18 protein-coding genes and 1 riboswitch are annotated in these 21,957 nt (G+C 28.0%); of the genes, 15 read left to right on the top strand and 3 right to left on the bottom strand.

Features of this window, described 5'->3' with window-relative positions; all coding sequences use genetic code 11:
- Nucleotides 1–190: 190 nt before the first annotated feature.
- From JOC62_RS08235 to JOC62_RS08215, 5 genes are all read left to right on the top strand, one after another.
- Nucleotides 191–478 (top strand): DUF503 domain-containing protein, encoded by a 288-nt coding sequence (locus JOC62_RS08235; protein WP_204594778.1) that lies wholly within the window; start codon nucleotides 191–193, stop codon nucleotides 476–478.
- 17 nt (nucleotides 479–495) lie between these two features.
- Entirely contained in the window at nucleotides 496–1,011 is a 516-nt protein-coding gene (locus tag JOC62_RS08230) for a GNAT family N-acetyltransferase (protein WP_204594777.1), read from the top strand.
- 118 nt (nucleotides 1,012–1,129) lie between these two features.
- Nucleotides 1,130–1,306: riboswitch (SAM riboswitch) on the top strand.
- A gap of 177 nt (nucleotides 1,307–1,483) precedes the next feature.
- On the top strand, nucleotides 1,484–2,446 hold the full coding sequence (locus JOC62_RS08225; protein WP_204594776.1) for a methionine ABC transporter ATP-binding protein: 963 nt from the start codon (nucleotides 1,484–1,486) through the stop codon (nucleotides 2,444–2,446).
- A complete protein-coding gene (locus tag JOC62_RS08220) occupies nucleotides 2,447–3,085 on the top strand; it encodes a methionine ABC transporter permease (RefSeq protein WP_204594775.1) in 639 nt (212 codons plus the stop codon).
- 47 nt (nucleotides 3,086–3,132) lie between these two features.
- Entirely contained in the window at nucleotides 3,133–3,942 is an 810-nt protein-coding gene (locus tag JOC62_RS08215) for a MetQ/NlpA family ABC transporter substrate-binding protein (protein WP_204594774.1), read from the top strand.
- A 129-nt stretch (nucleotides 3,943–4,071) separates the two neighbouring features.
- Here the strand turns inward: JOC62_RS08215 and JOC62_RS08210 are convergent, their stop codons facing one another.
- Nucleotides 4,072–4,572 (bottom strand): GNAT family N-acetyltransferase, encoded by a 501-nt coding sequence (locus tag JOC62_RS08210; RefSeq protein WP_204594773.1) that lies wholly within the window; start codon nucleotides 4,570–4,572, stop codon nucleotides 4,072–4,074.
- 323 nt (nucleotides 4,573–4,895) lie between these two features.
- On the opposite strand from JOC62_RS08210, the gene JOC62_RS08205 reads away from it, so the two are divergent.
- The 10 genes from JOC62_RS08205 to JOC62_RS08160 all read left to right on the top strand — a co-directional run bounded on the left by JOC62_RS08205 (nucleotide 4,896) and on the right by JOC62_RS08160 (nucleotide 20,127).
- Nucleotides 4,896–5,999 (top strand): YkvA family protein, encoded by a 1,104-nt coding sequence (locus tag JOC62_RS08205; RefSeq protein WP_204594772.1) that lies wholly within the window; start codon nucleotides 4,896–4,898, stop codon nucleotides 5,997–5,999.
- Between the two features lie 18 nt (nucleotides 6,000–6,017).
- The gene (locus JOC62_RS08200) at nucleotides 6,018–6,692 is read left to right on the top strand and encodes a ribonuclease H1 domain-containing protein (protein ID WP_204594771.1); all 675 of its coding nucleotides are present in this window, start codon (nucleotides 6,018–6,020) and stop codon (nucleotides 6,690–6,692) included.
- A gap of 99 nt (nucleotides 6,693–6,791) precedes the next feature.
- Nucleotides 6,792–6,959, top strand: a complete 168-nt coding sequence (locus JOC62_RS08195; protein WP_204594770.1) for a YtxH domain-containing protein — start codon at nucleotides 6,792–6,794, stop codon at nucleotides 6,957–6,959.
- Between the two features lie 253 nt (nucleotides 6,960–7,212).
- The gene (locus JOC62_RS08190; RefSeq protein WP_204594769.1) at nucleotides 7,213–8,514 is read left to right on the top strand and encodes a helix-turn-helix domain-containing protein; all 1,302 of its coding nucleotides are present in this window, start codon (nucleotides 7,213–7,215) and stop codon (nucleotides 8,512–8,514) included.
- Between the two features lie 18 nt (nucleotides 8,515–8,532).
- Entirely contained in the window at nucleotides 8,533–9,795 is a 1,263-nt protein-coding gene (locus tag JOC62_RS08185) for a helix-turn-helix domain-containing protein (protein ID WP_204594768.1), read from the top strand.
- 292 nt (nucleotides 9,796–10,087) lie between these two features.
- Nucleotides 10,088–14,128 (top strand): Ig-like domain-containing protein, encoded by a 4,041-nt coding sequence (locus JOC62_RS08180; protein WP_204594767.1) that lies wholly within the window; start codon nucleotides 10,088–10,090, stop codon nucleotides 14,126–14,128.
- 279 nt (nucleotides 14,129–14,407) lie between these two features.
- Nucleotides 14,408–15,415: a DNRLRE domain-containing protein gene (locus JOC62_RS08175; protein WP_204594766.1), complete on the top strand. Its 1,008-nt coding sequence runs from the start codon at nucleotides 14,408–14,410 to the stop codon at nucleotides 15,413–15,415.
- Between the two features lie 106 nt (nucleotides 15,416–15,521).
- On the top strand, nucleotides 15,522–18,125 hold the full coding sequence (gene clpB, locus JOC62_RS08170; protein WP_204594765.1) for an ATP-dependent chaperone ClpB: 2,604 nt from the start codon (nucleotides 15,522–15,524) through the stop codon (nucleotides 18,123–18,125).
- 120 nt (nucleotides 18,126–18,245) lie between these two features.
- Nucleotides 18,246–18,641 (top strand): hypothetical protein, encoded by a 396-nt coding sequence (locus tag JOC62_RS08165; protein WP_204594764.1) that lies wholly within the window; start codon nucleotides 18,246–18,248, stop codon nucleotides 18,639–18,641.
- Between the two features lie 283 nt (nucleotides 18,642–18,924).
- Nucleotides 18,925–20,127, top strand: coding sequence for a cation:proton antiporter (locus JOC62_RS08160; protein WP_204594763.1), 1,203 nt, complete (start codon nucleotides 18,925–18,927; stop codon nucleotides 20,125–20,127).
- 120 nt (nucleotides 20,128–20,247) lie between these two features.
- Here the strand turns inward: JOC62_RS08160 and rd are convergent, their stop codons facing one another.
- Both rd and JOC62_RS08150 read right to left on the bottom strand, forming a co-directional pair.
- Nucleotides 20,248–20,409 carry a rubredoxin gene (gene rd / locus JOC62_RS08155; RefSeq protein ID WP_204594762.1) on the bottom strand — a complete coding sequence of 54 codons (162 nt, stop codon included), beginning with the start codon at nucleotides 20,407–20,409 and terminating at the stop codon, nucleotides 20,248–20,250.
- A gap of 47 nt (nucleotides 20,410–20,456) precedes the next feature.
- Nucleotides 20,457–21,683, bottom strand: a complete 1,227-nt coding sequence (locus tag JOC62_RS08150; RefSeq protein ID WP_204594761.1) for an FprA family A-type flavoprotein — start codon at nucleotides 21,681–21,683, stop codon at nucleotides 20,457–20,459.
- Nucleotides 21,684–21,957: the final 274 nt, after the last annotated feature.

Genomic DNA, 21,957 nt, shown 5'->3' with positions numbered 1-21,957 from the left:
ATAAATGTTATGAAAGTTTGTAATAAGTATCAAGTTATTCATAAATAATATAATTAATGAATAACCTGATTATTTTTTGTGAAATTATTATTATTATAATTTATAATATTATAAATTTATATTATTATAAATATATACAAATTACGGAATTAATGCAGAACCAATTAATTAGATGAAGGGAAGTTTAAACATGGATATTTTACTTATGAAAATAACAATAAGAAATTCTTGGGTAGGTTCCTTAAAAGAAAAAAGAATGATAGTTAGAAGTGTTACTCAAAGATTAAAAAATAAATTTAACATATCAGTTGGAGAAGTTGATAAGCAAGATGATCATAAGTTTATGGTTATTGGTATAGCAGCTGTATGTGGCAATGTAAAAATAGCACATTCTACAAAGGAGAAGATATTAGATTTCTTAGAAGAAAACATTGAAGGGGAAATTATAGATATTGAGGAAGAAACAGAAATATTTTAATTAGTATGGAGGATATAATGAAGTTTAGGGTAGCTAAGTATGGGGATTTAAATCAAATAAAACTAATGATAGATGAGGTATTAGAAAGCGGTGTAGGGACAGGGCTTAATTGGACAAAGGAATATCCAACTATTAAAGATTTTGAAATGGATCTTAAAAATGGAGATTTATTTGTAATGGAATCTGAGGATTCAGAATATAATATAAAAAATAATATTGTTGGAACTGTAGTTTTAAATAGCTCTGAAGATATAAATTATAAAAAACTAAAATGGAGTAATTCACAAAAAGCTTTAGTTATACATAGGTTAATGGTAAGTCCCAAGTTTTCAAGAAGTGGTAATGGAAAAAGACTTTTAAAGTTTATTGAAGAGGAATGCAGACGACGTGAATTATCACATATAAGACTAGATACAAACACTGAAAATATAAGAGCTAAGAAGCTATATATAGGAAGTGGATATGAAGAGGTTGGAGTGATAAATCTTCAAGGAAAAGACGGGGATTTTATCTGTCTAGAAAAAATATTATAAAAACATTGATAAATTACTGGAAATTTATTATTGACAAAACTTTTTTTTAATATTATATTAATATACAAGAAGTTTGAAAAAAATTTTAAAATTAGAATATTAAAACTAAATAATAGGTTTCTTATCAAGAGTGGTGGAGGGACTGGCCCTATGAAACCCGGCAACCTACGGACAATACTAAATGTTCAATTATAGATTCTTCAAGAGTGAGGAGTTTATTTGTTATGAGTATTTATACTTTATTGTTATGTGTGGTGCTAAATCCTGCAGCAAGATAATTGCTGATAGATGAGAGAATGAATTAATAGGGTGATTATATCATGCACTAGGGATTTATTCTCTAGTGCATTTTTTATTTTATTAAATTTAAGATGCAAAGAGTAGAAGAAACCTATTCTTTAACCAAGAGTTAAAGAATCATTAAAAGGTATTTTTCTACTCTTATTTATTTTCATAAAAGGGGGCAAAATTTATGATAAAGATAGAGAGCATAAAAAAGAATTTTGGAAAATCAGAGGTTTTAAAAGATATATCATTAGAGATAAAGAAAGGAGCGATATATGGAATAATTGGACATAGTGGGGCAGGTAAATCAACATTGCTAAGATGTTTAAATGGGCTTGAGAGTTATGATTCAGGTTCAATAAAAGTAATGGGAAAGGAGATTAAAACATTAAATAAAAAAGAGATAAGGGAACTTAGAAAAGACCTTGGAATGATTTTTCAAAGTTTTAACCTCTTAAGCCGTAAGAATGTTTATGAAAATATTGCATTACCTTTAGAGGTTTGGGGATTTAGCAAAGAAAAGATAAATGAGAGAGTATTAGAATTATTAAGATTAGTATCTCTAGAAGATAAAGCGAGTAGCAAGCCAGCTGAGCTTAGTGGGGGGCAAAAGCAAAGGGTGGCAATTGCAAGAGCACTAGCCTTAGAACCAAAGATTTTATTATGTGATGAAGCAACATCAGCACTAGATCCAAAGACAACTAAAGATATACTATCACTATTATCAAGAATAAATAAAGAACTTGGAATAACAATAGTTATAGTAACCCACCAAATGGAAGTTGTTAAGGAGGTATGCGAAGAGATAACACTTTTAGAAGAGGGAGTAGTTAAAGCACAAGGTAAGTCAGCAGATTTATTCTTAAAGCCAGGACTTTCACTTAAAAAATTCTTAGGGGATGACGATGTAGATATATTACCTGATGATGGAGTCAATATAAAAATATTCTTTCCAAAAGACTTCTCAGAGAATGCGCTTATAACTAAGATGGCAAAGGATACAAATAAAGATTTTTCAATAGTTTGGGGCAAACTTGAAAGATTTAGAGGGGATGTACTTGGAAGTTTAGTTATAAGTATCAATAGGGAAGATGAGGTCTGTATATTAGATTATTTAAGAAGAAAGAATGTTCAGTGGGAGGTATTATAGATGTTTGAAGAAATATTAAAAGCTACAGGTGAAACGGCCTATATGGTAATATTATCTACAATTTGTGCATTAATAGCTGGAATTATAATAGCCATAGTTCTTACACTAACTGCACCAGATGGATTAAAGACAAATAAAAGTGTATATAGAGTATTAGATTTTATAGTAAATATTTTAAGAAGTTTTCCATTTGTAATACTTATGGTAGCATTATTCCCACTTAGTAAATTGATAGTTGGGACAACTGTTGGAAAAGAGGCTATGATAGTTCCGCTTGCTATTGCAACAGCACCTTTTATTGCAAGAATAATAGAAAGTGCATTAAGAGAAGTGGACAAAGGGGTAATTGAAGCTGCAAAATCATTTGGGGCAACAGATAGTCAAATAATATTTAAGGTAATGTTTAAAGAAGCAATACCAGCTATGATTTCCGGATTAACATTAACAATAATAAGCGTAATTGGATATTCAGCTATGGCAGGGGCAGTAGCTGGAGGAGGACTTGGAGATGTTGCTATAAGATATGGATACCATAGATATGAAACAGATTATATGATAGTAACAGTAATACTTTTAATAATCATAGTTCAAGTTTTACAGACTTTAGGAAATTATTTTTATAAGAAACTTTCAAAATAAAAATTAAATTTAGCAAAAAGCAATAAATAATAAGGGGGATTTTCAATATGAAAAAGAGAGGATTAATATCAACAGTTTTAGTAGGAGTTTTATCATTAGCGTTAGTAGGATGCGGGGGCAGTTCTAAAGATGACAAAACAATAACAATTGGAGTTACACCAGTTCCACATAAGGAGATTGTAGAACATATAAAACCTAAGTTAGAGGAAAAGGGATATAAAGTAAATATAAAAGAATTTACAGATTATGTTACACCTAATAAGGCATTATCAGAAGGAAGTTTAGATGCAAACTTCTTTCAACATATACCATATTTGAATAAACAAAATGAAGCTGAGAATTTGGGATTAACTTATACAGCAAAAGTTCATTTAGAGCCATTAGGATTATATTCAAAAACTATAAAAGATATTAAGGATTTAAAAGATGGAGCAACTATAGCAATTCCAAATGATCCATCAAATGAAGCAAGAGCACTTAAACTTTTAGAATCTCATGGACTTATAAAGGTTAAAGAGGGAGAGCTTGTAACTCCAAAGGATATAACGGAAAATAAGAAAAATTTTGAATTTAAAGAATTAGAAGCAGCTGCAATTCCAAGAGCATTAGATGATGTTGATGTAGCTGTTATAAATGGAAACTATGCAATAGATGCTGGATTCTCAGTTAAAAATGATGCGCTTATTGTAGAAGATAAGAACTCAAAAGCAGCAGAACAATATGCAAATATTATAGCTGTTAAAGAAGCTGATAAAGATAGCCAAAAGATTAAAGACTTAACAGAAGCTTTAACATCAGAGGATGTTAAAAACTTTATAAATGAGAAATATGATGGAGCGGTTATTCCGGCATTTTAAAACTGGGCTATACTTTAAATTATTGTTTATAAATAGCAACAATTAAACGGACAAGTGTAAACTTGTCCGTTTTCTGTTAGATTTGTATAGTATTAATATTGTCTTTATAAAATTCTATATAGGCTATCCTTATATTTTAATATATATAATATCTTCAGTAATAACTGTACCTTTGATTTTATCTTTTCTTTCTGATACAACATTTCCACCCATATGTTTGTAAAACTCTATAGATGGATTTCCTTGTAGACAATTTATTATTACTGAAGAATATCCTAGATGTTTTAATTCCTTAGCGCCAGCTAAAAACAGCTCTTTACCCAGACCCTCGCCTTGAAAACCATGAAGTACATAAAGTGCATTAATTTCTCCTGAATCCATAAATGATTCATTTCTTGAGTTTCCGTAACTACAGAATCCGATAATTGTATTTTCAATAGACGCCACAATGAAATTATTATTCTTTTCTATATCTTCTCTTATTTCTTTAGCTAAATATTTCAGGCTATCAATTCTTTTATCAATCAGTTCATCAGGTATCAACCCTGTATAGGTTATTTTCCACGTATACACGTTTACTATAGTTATTCCCAATGCATCATCAGGAATAGCTTTACGAATTAAAAACATCAATTCACCTCAAAAAATCCTATTTATAGGTTAGTTTAATAAACAATTACCTAATAATTAAATATTATTGTCTATTATATTATAGTTTTTATGAAACTTATTATAACATAATTTCTAAAAAATAACATGTGGGATGTATTGAGTATAACAGATGGACGATTTCATCTATAATTTTTTGTTCTATATTTCAATACCATATTAAGACATAGACTCTTATAAAAATTATTATTTAAAAATATTACTTAGATTATATATAATTTACATTCTAACTATAAAAGGGTAAAATTAAATGAATAACAGAATATTTGGGGGAGGAAAATTTTATGAATATATCAAAGGTATGCGTAAACCTTACAGGAAAAGATATTTTAAGTATTGTAAACGACTTTGTTCACGTAAAAGGATTAATTTTAGATGAAGTAATTATAAATAATAATGTTTTAATTAAAGGTAGTTTTACTAAGGGATTAAAAATAAATTTTGAAGCAATTATAGATGAACTTGGAGTAGAAAATGGAAAAATAATTGGAAGATTTTCTAAGCTGAAAGTGTACAAGCTTGGAATCTTTAAAGTTTTTAGAAGTTTAGCTTTAAAAATTGGATTAAAAGCTGCAGGTGATATTGGAATAGATGCAACTAAAGATAGATTAACAGTTGATATAGATCAAATTTTAGAAAAAGTACCTTTTGTTAAAGTAAGTGTTGAAGAAGCATACATAAAAGGAAATGTTATTGTAGCTAATGTTAATGATATAACTGTAAACATAGGTGAGATAATTAATAAATTTGAAAAAGATGAAGTTTCAGAAAAAGAAGAAGCGATAGAAAAGATTAATAGTAATGATATAGTATCTACAGAAGCTTTAGGATTAAAAGATAGTGTTACTAGATATAATAAAGAATATATAGATGAAGAAATAGAAGAATTAATTGAAGAAAAAGAAATTCTAGAAATAAAAGAAGTACTTCAAGATACTGATAAAAAAGATGATTATTATTCAGTAGGAAGAAACGCTACTAAAGAAAAAGTAGAAAATAAATTACCTGATAATGCAAAACAATATTCAGATTATTTATTCTTAATACCAGATTTAGCAGCATTAATATTTAGACTATTAAAGGATGATAGAGTGCCACTTAAAACAAAACTTGCAGTATCTGGATCTATAGCATATATAGTTTGTCCAACAGATATGATACCAAGTAATATACCTTTTATAGGTAAGATTGATGATTTAGCTGTCCTTTTCTTTGCATTAAATAGAATAGCTAATGATGTTCCTTTAAAGGTAATAGTTGAAAATTGGTCAGGTAAAAATGAATTAATATTAGTTTTAAAGAGTGGACTTGATTATGTATCAGGATTCACAGGTGCAAGAAATGTGGAGAAGGTTTATAATGTTGTAGAACAATTAAGTGTATTGTAAATTAAAAAGGAGCAAAGTATGGCAAAGTATTATTCAGTATTTAAAGGAAAATCAGGTGTACCTAAAATTTTTACAACTTGGGATGAATGCAAAGCCGAAGTTATAGGATGCAAAGGTGCTATATATAAAAGTTTTAAAACAATGGATGAAGCGAAGGAATTTATTCTTTTAAATATAGAAGGCGGAAGTAATAAAAGTACAAAAAAAATAAAATCAAATAATATAAGTAAGTGTGATAATGAAGATGTTTCTTCTGAGAGCTTTGTAGCAGAAGAGGGTTTAACTATTTATGTTGATGGAAGCTTTTCTGTACAAAAAGGAAACTTTTCATATGGGCTTTTAGCAATAAATAATGGAGAAATTATTTATGAGGACAATGGTGTTGGCTTTGATGAGAAGGCAATTCCACTTAGAAATGTTTCAGGTGAGGTTCTGGGTGCTAAAAAGGCAGTTGAATATGCAATAGAAAATGGATATAAGTCTGTATCCATAGTTTTTGATTACCAAGGAATAGAATCTTGGGCTCTTGGAACATGGAAAAGAAATAATGAAATAACAGCAGAATATCATGAATTTATGCAAGAAAAAATGAATGAGATAAATATAAGATTTAAAAAAGTAAAAGGTCATTCAGGAGATAGATTTAATGATAAGGCAGATCTTTTAGCAAAATCAGCATTAGGCATAATATAGTGCACATAGCCATAAATTTCTTAGTTTAAAAATAAATAAACTACATAACATAAAAATAGCATCAGAAACAAATAAAATTTTATTAAAGAGGTGTTATTTATGGGTAGATTAATTAGAGGAATGGCTGCAGGTGCTGTTATAGGTACAGCAGTAAGTATGATGATTATGCCACAAATTGATAGAAGAACTAGAAGAACAATGAGAAGAGCCGGTAGAAGAATGATGCATGCAGCTAGAGTAGACAATATGATGTCAATGATAAGATAGTCTAAAAAAACACTTACTATAATATAGTAAGTGTTTTTTTATAAATTTATTACCTTAAATATGTCGAGTCTTTTGAAAAATATGTGAGGAATTTAATTTTAATTAAACTTTACTGTTAAAAAAATTAACAAACTTTAACAAGAATGTTGTATATATTCAAAGAAGCGTGTTATAATAGGTTTAAATTTATACAAAATGTAAATAAAATTAACAAACATTGAATAAAATAAGAAATAGAAAAGGACGAAAGAGTATGGAAATTCTATCTTTAGGAGAAAAGATAAAGAGAAAAAGAAAAGAACTAAATATGACATTAAAAGACTTAGCTAAAGACAGAATAACTCCTGGTCAGATTAGTTTAGTTGAATCAGGAAGATCAAATCCATCAATGGATTTATTAGAGTATTTAGCAACAAATTTACAGACAACAGTCGAGTATTTAATGGAATCAGAAGAAAGTCAAGCTGAAAAAGTATGCACTTATTATGAGCAAATAGCTGAGGCATATATATTAGATGAAGGATTTACAGCAGCTGAGAAATATATAGAGAATGCACTATATTATGCAGAACTTTATAATTTAGAATATAAGAAAGCAAAGATACTTTATTTAAGAGCGAATATACATGTTGGAAAAGGTGAGCTTACATTAGCACAACAATATTTCTTATCAGCAAATGTTATTTTTATAAAAAATAGCAGACATAAAGAAATAATTCAGACATTCTTAAATCTTGCAAAGATAACTTTAGAACTAAAAGCATACTATTCTGCAAATAGTTATTTAAAACAAGCAGAAAAAGTATTTATGGATAATGAAGTTGGAGAAGATTATCTTTTAGGAGAAATCTACTTCTATCTAGCTAAGACTTATTTTGAAATGGACAATATAGGACGAGCTATAGATTATTCATTCTTGGCTAAAGAGAAGTTTGAAAAGATAAATAATAAAGAAAAATATGCGAAGACATTATTATTCTTATCAGAAGAATATAATAAAAATGGAGATTTAGAAAATGCTATAAAGTATTCAAAGAAAACTTTAAAGATTTATAGAGAATTAAATGATTTTTCAAATATATCAAATATAGAAAATGACCTAGGAAGACTTTTCTATAATTTTGAAAATATAGAGGAATCATTTAAGCATTATGAACTTGCAAGGGATATGAGAGTACAAAATAATGATAAAAAGTTAATTGAAACTTTAATAAATATATGCAGAAACTATTTAAAGATAAAAGACTTAAATAAGTGTAAAGAGGTATTAGAGCAAATATCTGATAAACTTACTGATGAGGATGCAGAAGAAAAAATAGAATGCAATTTAATAAAGTATAGAATGTGTATTATTGATGATAGAAAAGTAGAGGCAGAAAATATTTTGTTAGATAGCTATAGGTATGCAAAAAATAAAGAATTGGTCCAAAAGGCAGGGGAACTTGCTATTATGCTTGGAAAATTCTATATTGATGAGAAAAATGATGAGAATGCAGCGAGATATTTAGATGAGGGAGTTAGTATATTTAGGGAAATTGGAATACTAAACAACTAGCTAAGTGGGGGGTTAAAAATGGAGATACTTTCAACAGGAGAAAAGATAAAAAGAGCTAGGATATATAAAGGAATTACGCTAAAAGAGTTGTGTGGGAAAGAAATTTCTATATCCAAGATGAGTTGTATAGAGAATGGAAAAGTAAAGCCAGATGAAGAAATATTAAGATATATAGCAGATATCATACAGCTAGATTATAGTTATTTGGCAAAAGATATTTATGAGCAAATAATTGAAAATATGAAGATCTTTGATGAGGAAGCTAAGACAGATAGTAATATAGAGAATGATATACAGTTAAATTTAGAATATGCTATTGATTATGAATACTATGAATTAGCATTTGATTTAATACATAGACTATTTAATTACTATTTAAGAGGAAAGAAGTTAGATGAGATATTAGAACTTGTTCCAAAGTATTATGACTTATATAGAAGAAATAATACAGATGAGAATACTATAATATACTTTAAAGATATGGCAAACTATTTATATTCAAGTAAAGAATATAGTGAGGCTAGAAATTACTATAATAGGGTTTTAGAAATATTAATTGATAAAAATGATACAAAAAATGAATTATACCCTTACATGAGTTACAGAGAGGGAATGTGTCTTTTAAGATGTGAGGAATATGATGAAGCAGAAAAGTATTTAACTATAGCAAAAGAGAATTCAGATAATATAGAATCAGATGACCTTAAAGGTAAGATATACTATGCTACTTCTCTTATAAGTATTCTTAATAATAGAGAAGGAAAGGCTGATTATTTATCAAAATCCTATGAGTTTTTAAATAACAATAATATAAGAATTGCAGAATCGAAAATTGATTATGCTGACGCTTATTTTAGGGTTAATGAAGATGAAAAAGCTTTAAATGAGATAAATGAAGTTGTTGACTTATTACCACAAGAACAACTTTACGATGTTGGAAGTCTCTATGTAAAAGGGGCAAGACTCCTTAAGAAAAATAATAAGCTAGATTTAGCAGATGAATTTGCAGATAAAGCTTTGAATATTGCAATAGAGACAAATCATATAGAGTTAATTGAAGAGGCTTATTACTTAAAAGGAATGCTTCTTCAAATGCAAGAGAGATATAGAGAAGCAGAGCTTTATATGAATCTATCATTAGATTCCCTTGTAAAGTTTGGTACTAAAAAAGATTTATATAGTAGATATATAGATATGGCTAATATGTACCATAAAACTAAATCTGTTCAAGACTCAATAAAATATTTTACATTAGCAATGAACATAAAAAGAAAAATATAATATGAATTTTAAAGGAAAGTATTAAATTTTATATTGATACTTACCCATAATAAAAGGAGGATTCGAATTTGAATCCTCCTTTTTGAATATAATAGTATAAATAAATATTTTTAAAATGGTTACTTATGAAACAAGCAGGTTTCTTAATAAAGACAAATTTATACTAATAAAAATATGTTTTATTAATTTTTTTTAGTTTTATTAAATGAATTTACAAATAAATATTGAAAACGTTTAAAAAATAATATAAAATTAAATTGAATTTTATATAATCAATATAAGGGGGAATATTATGAGAAAAGGATATCTATTAAATACATATTGGAGGGATATATCTAAGTTATTAGTAGTTGTATTTATTATAAATTTAATTTTACCAATTAAATTTGTTAATGCAGACACAAATAATAACTTAATAAAAAATTATAAGTATTCTGATGACAATTTAGACAGTAAACCGGATTACTGGAGTTTTTATGCAAAAGGTAATAATTATGATTCCCATATTTCAGATAGTGAATATAAAAAAGAGCCTAATTCACTAGTAATTGATGTTAAAACAAAAGATAGCAATGCAATAATAGTTCATCAGACAGTTAATTTAACTAAAGATCAACTAAATAAAAAATATAAATTTACTCAATGGATAAAGACAGAAAATTTTGTTGGAGCAGGTGCTCATATTAGATTACAGATAGTAAATAAGAGTAATCAAAAGCTTGATATATTTGAATTAGATCCTAAGGTTACAGGGAATAAAGATTGGACAGAGTTAAGTTATGAACTTGATATACCAGATTCAATGGGTGGAGTAGAAGTTGGCGGCTTAAAAATTGAAAACTATATTTCAAATAATAGTACAGGTAAAGTTTACTTCAATGAACCAAAGCTTGTATGCATTGGGGATGCAGATAAGGAAGAAACACCGGACCCAGAGGTTCCTGAATACAAAGATAGCCTAGTATTAAATGGATACTTTGAAAAAGTTAAAACTGATGGAACAGCAGAGAAATGGGGAAGATGGCAAAGTGGAAGTAATAAATTTAATACAGAAATTGATAATAAAGTATTTTTTGAAGGAAAGAACTCAATTAGATTAGAAAATGGAGAAGCAGATAAAACTGCAAGAGGTACATTAAATCAAACAATAAGAGATATACCAAAAGATGCACAAGGTAAATCACTTAAAATAAGCCAATGGATTAAAACAGAAAACTTTAAAGGAAAAGGTCTTATATTAAGACTTCAATATAAATCACCAGATGGTCAAAAAATTGAACCAATGGGAATGGTTGATTTAAATATTAAAGAAAATATGAATTGGACAAACTTTGAATTTAAATTAGATCTTCCAAAAGAAACTTTAGGTAGCATAGTATTTGAATATTTATATGACGATGCTAAAGGTAAAGTTTGGATAGATAATGTAGAAGTAAATCCATATACAAAATTATCTAGTATAGAAGCTAAATCAAATGTAATTAAGTTAGAAAAAGGTAAAAGTGAAAAAATAGATTTAACTTTCACTCCAAATAATGCTACAAATAAAGATGTTACTTTTGAAAGTTCAGATGAAAAAGTAGCAACTGTTAATAATGAGGGGATAGTAACTGGAGTAAACAATGGAACATGTAATATCATTGTTAAGAATAAAGATAGCAACATTAAGTTAGAGATACCAGTTATAGTTGGAGAGTCAGATCAAATAAATATAAAAGATATAGGAACAATAAAGGGGAAGGAAAATTCAGTTATAAAAGGTAAAATAGAAGCTAAATCCCAAACCGGTTTACACCTAAATTATAGCGTTTTAACTGACCCAAACAATGGAACTTTAAACTTAAAAGAAGATGGAAACTTTGAATATTATCCAAATAAAAATTATTATGGAGATGATATATTTACAGTAAAGGTTAATGATATAAACAACAATTTTGCTGTTGCGAATGTAAAAGTTCAAGTTGAAAAAAATAATAAAGCTCCAATATTTGAAAATTTCAATATTACTTTAAATGAAAATCAAGAAGTAAAAGATAAAAAATTCAATGCAAAAGATCCAGAAGGCGAAGATTTAAAATTCCAAATTGTTGATAAAGCACAAAATGGTGAATTTACTATAAGTGATAATAAATATAATTACAAGCCGAGTAAAGATTTTAATGGATATGACTCTGTAAAAGTTAAAGTTACAGATACTTTTGGTAATGAAGTTATAGCAGAGGGGAACATATTTGTTGCACCTTCAATAGAAAATATAAATAAGCTTGTAAAGAATGAGCACCCAAGACTTTTAGCATCACAAGATGAGTTTGATTCATTAAGAAAATTAGTTAAGACTGATGAAAATGCTAAAATGTGGTTTGAAAAATTAAAGGTTAAGATAGATAAAATATTAACATCACCAGTTGTAGAATATAATAAACCAGACGGATTAAGATTGGATACAACTGCATCAAAAAATATTGTTGATTTAGCCTTTATGTATCAAATAACAGGTGAAAAGAAATATGCAGATAGAGCTTGGCTTGAACTTGAGAATGTTTCTGTTAAATATCCAGATTGGAGCCATCAGCACTATTTAGATGCGACAATGACATCCTTTGGAGTTGCAATAGGATTTGACTGGTTATATTCATATTTAAGTGTAGAACAAAGAGCTACTATAGAGAAAGCTTTAGTTAAGAATTCATTAAGTATAGGTCTTGGATACTATAAAAATAATTCACACTTCTTTGTTGAAGATAAATATAATTGGAACTTTGTTTGTAATACAGGATTAACAGCAGGGGCACTAGCTATAATGGGAGAAAATAATGATGAAATGGCTGGTGAAATAATTCAAGAAGCATTTAAATCAATTCAGAATGGTTTAACTCAATATTATCCTGAAGGAGATTCAATAGAAGGAATATCATATTGGGATTATGGTACAAGATATTTAGTTTATTTCTTATCATCTGTAAGCTCAGCAGTTAAAGGAGAAAATTTATTTATTAATGCACCAGGAATTAAAGAAACTCCAGATTATCCAATGTTTATGACTGGAAAGGATGGCGCATATAACTATTCAGATAATGATAGAAACTTACCAGCTGGTTACTTAAGTCTTTGGTTTGCAAATGAATTAAATAGACCAGATCTTACATGGTACCATAAGTACTATATGTCACAAGATGAAGCTGTAGTAAATGTATATGACTTATTATGGTATAAGCCAGAATTATATACTGGAGAAAGTCCAAAAGAATTAGACAAAGCTTATAAAGAAAGACAATCTGTAATAACTATGAGAAAAGATTGGGAAGACCCACTATCAAGTTTCGTAGGATTTAAGGGCGGATTAAATGGTGCACCACATGGAGATTTAGATATTGGTTCATTTGTATTTGATGCATTAGGTGAAAGATGGGCATTAGACCTTGGAAAAGAAAATTATAATCTTCCAGGATATTGGGAAAAAGAAGAAGGCGGAAGAAGATGGAATTATTACAGAAAGAGAGCAGAAGGACATAACACTTTAATAATAAATCCAGGTTCAGGATATGACCAAGAAGTTAATGTATATTCACCTATAATAGATATGAAATTAAATCAAGGCAATAACGGTTATGGAATAATAGATATGACAAGTGCTTATGATAGAGAAGCTTTAAGTATGAAGAGAGGAATTAAATTCATAAATAGAAAAGAAATTCTTGTAAGAGATGAATATATGCTAAAGAAATCAGGTGAAGTTGCATGGCAAATGCATACTGATAAAGAAGCAGAATTAACTGAAGATGGAAAAGCAGTTATTTTAAAAGATGGAGATAAAAGACTATATGTAAAACTTCTTAATGATGGAAATGAAAAGTTTGAAATAGTTGATGCTAAGCCATATGATGGATCACCAAATCCAGAAGGACAAAATCCTAACAAAGGAATAAAAAAATTAATAGTTAAATCTAAAGGAAAAGAAGGAAATATTAATGTATGGATGGCTCCATTTATGGAAAGAGACAACATTCCAAATAAAACTCCAGAAGTTACAAACTTAATGTCTTGGAAAAATGAATCAGATGACGACAACACATCAATACCAGAAGATAAACCAGAAAACAAACCAGAAGATAATACTAAACCAGAAAATAAGCCAGAAAATAAGCCAGAGAGTAAACCTGAAAGTAAGCCAGAAAATAAACCAAGTAATAACCAAGGTGATAAACCAAGCTTAGATAAAAATGAGTCAGGTGAAAATGATAAAGATATACCAAAAACAGGACAAGAAGGTTTAGGAACGATATTTTTAGGATTAGTAGCACTTGTTGGAGGAGCTTTTATCATAAGAAAATAAAATTTTAAAAGAACAATAGATAAGGGGCTGTATCAAAATAAATTTTGATACTAACTGATAAGAAAAGGAGGATTCGAACTGGAATCCTCCTTTTTTGCATAACAGTATAATGAAACAATTTTCAAAAATATTAAAAAGAAACCCATCAACGTAAATAATTCAAAGATAATTTGAATTATTTAAATAAAATGAAGGTTGAAAAGCTGAAATGTATATTTAATTTTTCTATAGGAATAAACATATTAATAATAAGAATTATTAAATAGAGGTTAGATAATTATGAATAAGATTGTAATAGAAGCTGTAGCGAGTAGTATGAAATCTGATTTATATAAAAATAAATCTATTAGTAATACAAAAACACTTACAGTTGGAAGTATCAAAAAGGGATTTAGAGTAGAACATTCTAGTACATCAATAAAATTTAATTTAGGCAATAAATTAAATGAGTTTAGAAATATTAATAAGGCAATATTAAAACTATATATAAATAAAACCTATTATGAGAGAAGAAAATATGGAAACAACATTAATATCTATATAAATAATGATGAATTTATAGGAATTAATGAGAATGTAAAAGGGAAGAAAGTTTATAATAAATCAATTTCTAATACTATAGTAACTAAAAATATGCAAGATAAGTATATTTACTTAGACTTAACTCAAGTAGTTAAAGACTTAAATAGAAAGAATATAGAGAATAAGGATATAATCATAAGCACTACTAAAACTGAACATAGTAGTTATATAGTTATAGATTCAGCTTTTGGTAAGTTTAAGCCAAGTCTTGAGATTTATGGCTGTAATTATTGCAATGATATGAGATGTGATGATTTAAATTGCCCAAGAAATATTTACGGAGTATTAGAATACTTACATATTGGTCATAATTATCCGTTGATGTTAAATAAAAATGAAAAATTAAAATTTAATAATAAGAGATTAAAGAATATTCTAGTAAATAATGAACAAAATAAATTGATAGTAGAGATGGAAGGCATGTATGTTATCACATGGAAAATAAAAAAAAGGTTTATAAAAAATTTTAATTTAAACTCTTTAAACCTAGCTGTTTCAATAAATAACGCTAAAGAGGTATGTGAAATTACAGAATTAAAATGTGATAATAATGATGTAATTACAGCTTCTGATATAACATATCTTCAAAGAGGTGATGAACTATCGTTAATAAATATAGGCTTAGAGAAAATAACTTTAATAGATAATAATAGAAATTTAGAGAAAAATAGAGCTTTAGTAAGATTATCTTTAGTAAAGATATAAAAACAAATAAAAATCAGAGTATTTAATAAAAAAATAATCTTTGACTTTCTTTGACTAATATAATATTATGATGTTAAGAAATGAAACGTAAGAGGTGAAATAAGAGATGGATGTAGAAAGAATGACTTTAAGAGTGCAAAATGCTCTAAATGAAGCTAATTTGATAGCTGTTAAAAATAATAACCAACAAATGGATGTAATTCATCTTTTTTTAAGTTTAGTTGAACAACAAGATGGATTAATACCAAATATATTTACTAAAATGGGAGTGCCAGTAAAAGCACTTGAAAATACAATAAATCAATCAATAGGTCTTTTGCCTAAAGTAACTTCAACATCAGACGCAGAGTCAAGCGTATATATAACTAAGAAGATACAACAAGTATTAATAAAGGCAGATGAAATATCAAAGAAGTTTGAAGACTCATATATAAGTGTTGAACATTTAATGCTTGCTATAATGGAAGTGGACAAAGACGGGGCTGTAGGAAAGATTCTTAGAACATATGATATAACAGAAGATAGATTTATGGAAGTATTAAAAGAAGTTCGTGGAAGTCAAAGAGTTGATTCTCAAGATCCAGAAGGAACTTATGATGCATTAGTTAAGTACGGAACAAATTTAAATGATTTAGTTAAGAGCCATAAATTGGATCCTGTTATCGGAAGAGATGAGGAAATAAGAAGAACTGTTAGAATTCTTTCAAGAAGAACTAAAAATAACCCAGTTTTAATTGGTGAACCTGGTGTTGGTAAGACTGCAATAGTTGAAGGTCTTGCACAAAGAATAGTTAATGGGGATGTACCAGAAGGATTAAAGGATAAGATAATATTCTCATTAGATATGGGTTCATTAATAGCAGGTGCTAAGTACAGAGGTGAATTTGAAGAAAGATTAAAAGCTGTACTTAAAGAAGTTCAAAATAGTGAAGGAAGATTAATCTTATTTATAGATGAAATTCATACAATAGTTGGTGCAGGTAAAACAGATGGTGCAATGGATGCAGGTAACTTAATTAAGCCATTACTTGCAAGAGGTGAATTACATTGTATTGGTGCTACAACTTTTGATGAATATAGACAGTACATTGAGAAAGATAAAGCATTAGAAAGAAGATTCCAACCAGTAGTTGTAAATGAACCTTCAGTTGAAGATGCTATATCAATTTTAAGAGGATTAAAAGAAAGATTTGAAATTCACCATGGTGTAAGAATCCATGACTCAGCTATAGTTGCAGCAGCTAAGCTTTCAGATAGATATATCCAAGATAGATATCTACCAGATAAGGCTATCGATTTAATTGATGAAGCTGGAGCTATGATAAGATCAGAAGTAGACTCACTTCCAACTGAACTTGATGCAGTTAGAAGAAAAGTGTTCCAATTAGAAACTGAAAAGGAAGCTCTATCTAGAGAAAAGGATGAAAACTCTAAAAAGAGATTAGATATAATAGAAAAAGAACTTGCAGAACTTAGAGAACAAAACGATGAAATGACTGCTAAGTATGAAAAAGAAAAAGAACACATCGTAGAACTTAGAGAATTAAAAGAACAAATGGATGAAGCTAAGGGCGAACTTGAAAGATATGAAAGAAATTATGATTATAATAAAGTTGCCGAAATTAGATATAGCGTAATTCCAGATTTAGAAGAAAAGATAAAAGCAAAAGAAGAAGAAGTTAAAGAAAATTCAGATGGTGCTTTATTAAAAGAAGAAGTAACAGAAGAAGAGGTTTCAGAGGTTCTTTCAAAATGGACTGGAATTCCAGTATCAAGATTATTAGAAGGAGAACGTGAAAAACTTCTAAGATTAGATGAAGAATTACAAACAAGAGTAATAGATCAAGATGAAGCAGTAGAATCAGTATCAAATGCTATATTAAGAGCAAGAGCTGGACTTAAGGATGAAAATAAGCCAATAGGATCATTTATATTCCTAGGCCCAACTGGTGTTGGTAAGACAGAACTTGCAAAAACTTTAGCTAGAACATTATTTGATAGCGAAGATAGCATGATTAGAATTGATATGTCTGAATATATGGAAAAACAATCAGTATCTAGATTAGTTGGACCACCTCCAGGATATGTTGGATATGAAGAAGGAGGTCAATTAACAGAAGCTGTTAGAAGACATCCATATTCAGTAGTATTATTTGATGAAATTGAAAAAGCTCATCCAGATGTATTTAATGTATTCTTACAAATACTAGATGATGGTAGACTTACAGATAATAAAGGTAAGACAGTAGACTTTAAGAATACTATAATAATTATGACATCAAATATAGGATCTCATTTCCTATTAGAAGGATCTAAAGATGGTGAAATCTCAAATGAAGCTAGAGATTTTGTAATGGGAGAAATGAAATCAAGATTTAAACCAGAATTCTTAAACAGAGTTGATGATATCATAATGTTTAGACCATTATCAGAAAAAGGTATTAAGAAGATTATTGATATATTCTTAAAAGATGTTGAAAAGAGATTAATTGAAAAGAATATAACATTAGAAATAACAGACGGTGCTAAAGATATATTAGCAAGAGAAGGATATGATCCAGTATATGGCGCAAGACCACTTAAGAGATATATCCAAAATACTTTAGAAAATAAATTAGCAAGAATGATAATTAAAGGAACTATTGGATATGGTTCAAATGTAAAAATTGATGGTGAAGGGGATAACTTAACAATTAACCCTACTAATTAAAAGTATACAAATATATAAAACTACAAAAAATAAAGACAAATAGAATAGGTAGGATGAAAGAAAAATTTTCTTTTAATCCTACCTTTTTTATAAATCTTATAATTTTTAGGAGGGATTTTAATGGAATACTTGACTCCAGAAGATAATTATCTAGTAGTACTTCCTGGTGGAAAGGCTATCACCTTTAAAGATATAGAAGAATGTGATGCTTATATTAATAGATATTATGAGAAAAGAGTAAGCTTACATACAAATGAAATTTATGAAAATTATGATTTAACACAACAAGATGCAAGAGATATAATAGGAACAATACTAGGAGCAGAAGAAGGAGATGCCAAAGTCTACTATTTAGATGATGTTTTTGAAGCTATACAGAATTCAGGTGCCTTTATAGAAGAACAACAAGAAGTAATAAGTAAGCTTTTAGGTAGAAATTCAAGAATAGATACTACTCATTTTGGATTAGATGAGATGTTAGTAAATATACCGGATATAATAGAAGGAAGATTCTAATAAAAAACTTAAAGTTAATTTAGGCTAATATGTAATTAAATTATTATGTATTAGCTTAAATTATATGTATATTGTTAAATAAAACTTAGTATTTTTTAATATTAATAAAAGTTAAGAATAGAAAGTAAAATCATGCAAAAGAATGCAAATAACTAATATTTACATAAAATAATAATATTTACACAAATTTGAACAAATAGTGAAGAATTAAGGCGTTGTAATATATGGTAATTAAACCTATAATTTCATTAGAAAAGAAGAGAAAGGGATAAAGGTATAGGGGATGTTATCATATAGGTTTTTATTTGATATAGCAGTTATTCTGCTAAGTACAAAGTTATTAGGATTAATAACAAAGAAGTTTAAAATGCCACAGGTAGTAGGAGCATTAATGGCAGGTATAGTACTTGGACCAGCTATGTTGGACGTGCTTCATGAAACTGAATTTATTCAACAAATGGCAGCATTAGGTGTAATCGTGTTGATGTTTACAGCTGGACTTGAAACTGATATAAATGAATTGAAAAAAACAGGAAAGGCATCAGTTTTAGTTGCTATATTGGGTGTTTTAATTCCATTAGTTGGAGGATTTGTAGTAGCATATATTTTTAATAGAGGAGAAATTTCTCATGCTAGTACAAGTTCTTTATTACAAAATATATTCATAGGTGTAATAATTACAGCCACATCAGTTAGTATAACAGTTGAGACTTTAAAGGAACTTGGAAAGCTAAATACAAGAGCAGGAAATACTATACTTGGAGCAGCTCTTATTGATGATATATTAGGAGTTGTTGCACTAACAATTATAACTAGTATGGCAGATTCATCAGTTCAAATAGGAATCGTATTATTTAAAATAGTATTATTCTTTATTTTCTCTGGAGCTATTGGGTATTTATTTTATATATTATTTAGCAAATGGATGGAAAGATACCATAAGGATATGAGAAGATTTGTAATTGTATCTTTTGTTTTTTGTTTATTACTATCATTTGCAGCAGAAGAAATATTTGGGGTAGCAGATATTACAGGTGCATTCATAGCTGGGCTTATAATATCAAATACAGAGAGAACAAAATATATAAATACTAGATTTGAGACATTATCATATATGTTATTATCACCAATATTCTTTGCAAGTATTGGTATAAAAGTTGAACTTTCAGGGATGTCTGCTGTAATATTATTATTTACTTTAGTATTATTGTTAGTAGCTCTAATAAGCAAGATTGTTGGTTGTGGATTAGGAGCAAGAATATGTGGATATGATAAGGAAGAATCTCTTCAAGTGGGAGTAGGTATGATATCTCGGGGGGAGGTTGCTTTAATAGTTGCAAATAAAGGTATAGCAGTTGGGCTTATGAATCCAGCATTTTTAGCCCCCATAATAATAGTAGTCGTAGTTACGACCATAATAACACCTATACTTTTAAAAGTAGTATTTAAAAGGCAACAGCAAATTAAAGTAGCATATGCAAAATAATAAAATAAAAGTAATAGAATTAGAATAATATAATTTAAACAATAAAAGGAAGCATTCATATAATGAATACTTCCTTTTATTTATCTTATATACAAGAAATTTAAGAAATGTCTAATTATATTATTCTGTTTCTGAGAATTGATCTTTACCAACTCCACATAGTGGGCAAACCCAATCTTCAGGTACATCTTGGAAGCTAGTTCCAGGGTTTACTCCATTGTCTGGATCTCCTACAGCTGGATCATAAATATAACCACATACATCACAAATATATTTTTGCATAATAAATTCCTCCTAATATTGTTTATTTTATATAATAAATTTTTTATTTAGCTTAATAATAAATCTACAATGTAGTAAGCAGCTCTTCTAATTTTATCTGCTTCTTCATCACCTATTGAGAATCTTATTCTAACTGGAAACTCAACATCATTCATACCAGTAGATTTGATTATACTTGAAGTATTCAATATAGTCATATTAGTCTTATTTAAATACTCTTGTATTAATTCAATACCTTCGCCACTCCAACCAAATGAACCAAAGGCTCCAGCAAGAATTCCTTTTAAATCTTTATTTTGAAGTAATTTAAGTAATACTTCCATGTTTCCGACCATGTCTCCATATCTTGTTGAAGTACCAAATAAAGTACAATCAGAATTTTCAATAGCTTTTATTATTTCATCTGATGAATCTTTATCGGCATTAAATAATAGAACTTCTATATTATTATTTGAGATTAAGTCTTTAAACATTTCAGCTATCTTTTTAGTATTCTGTCTAATAGTAGTATATACAATAACCACCTTTTTATTATTATTTTTAGTTTGGCTTAAATCATCATATATTTTAATAAATTTATCTACATCTTTTCTGATTATAAATCCGTGAGATGGACAAATCATTTTTATATCTAAATTTTTTATAGAATCTAGCATTATTCTGACATAAGATCTATGAGGTTTCATAATTGCATTATAGTATGAAATGAAATCCTCTGTTATATCAAATCCACATGTATCATTAAAATAATCTTTAACTGCAACATGTGTACTAAATATATCACATGAGAATAATGTTTTATCTTCTATGCAGTAAGTAATCATTGTTTCTTTAGTATGAAGATAAGGAGTTATTTTAAATAATAAGGTTTTACCACCAATATCTAATTTATCTCCATCTTTCACAACTAAGAAATTTCTATTTTGTAATCTATACATTTCTTTAAGTTCATATACAGCAGGTTCTGTACATACGATAGTAGCATCCTTTGCTCTTATTGCAAGTGAGCCTAATGCACCAGAGTGATCTGGTTCTGTATGATTAATAACGATATATTTAATATCTTCTAAATTTATTAGTTCTGAAAGATTATCTATATAAGATTTACCAAACATCATATCAACGGTATCAATAACTGTTGGTTTATTAGTTTTTAATAGATAGCTATTGTAAGTAGTTCCTTTCTTCAAAATAAGTCTATGAAATGGAACGTCCCTATCATCTATTTTTCCAATACAATAAGAATTTTCATTTAATTTTTCAGTTTTTATCATTAATTTTGCCCTCCTCATAAAACTCAAATCTTTTGTATAAGATAATGTTACCACATATGGAAAAATAAAAATGTGATTACAGTTACAAAAACATTTAATAATAAGTGAATAAAATTAATAATTAGTAGAAATAAATCTTTATCCTAACACTTACTAATATATTACTGATGATAAATCTTGATACAAATTCTATTGAATTTATAAAGAGTAATCTTAATATATAAGTTAAATACTTTTATATAATATGTAAAGTTACATAAAAGTGAGAAAAATA

This window comes from Clostridium sardiniense (assembly GCF_016907995.1).
GTDB classification, from domain to species: Bacteria; Bacillota; Clostridia; order Clostridiales; family Clostridiaceae; genus Clostridium; species Clostridium sardiniense.
Note: the sequence above shows the minus strand (reverse complement) of the source record. Positions and strands in the feature narration are given on the sequence as shown.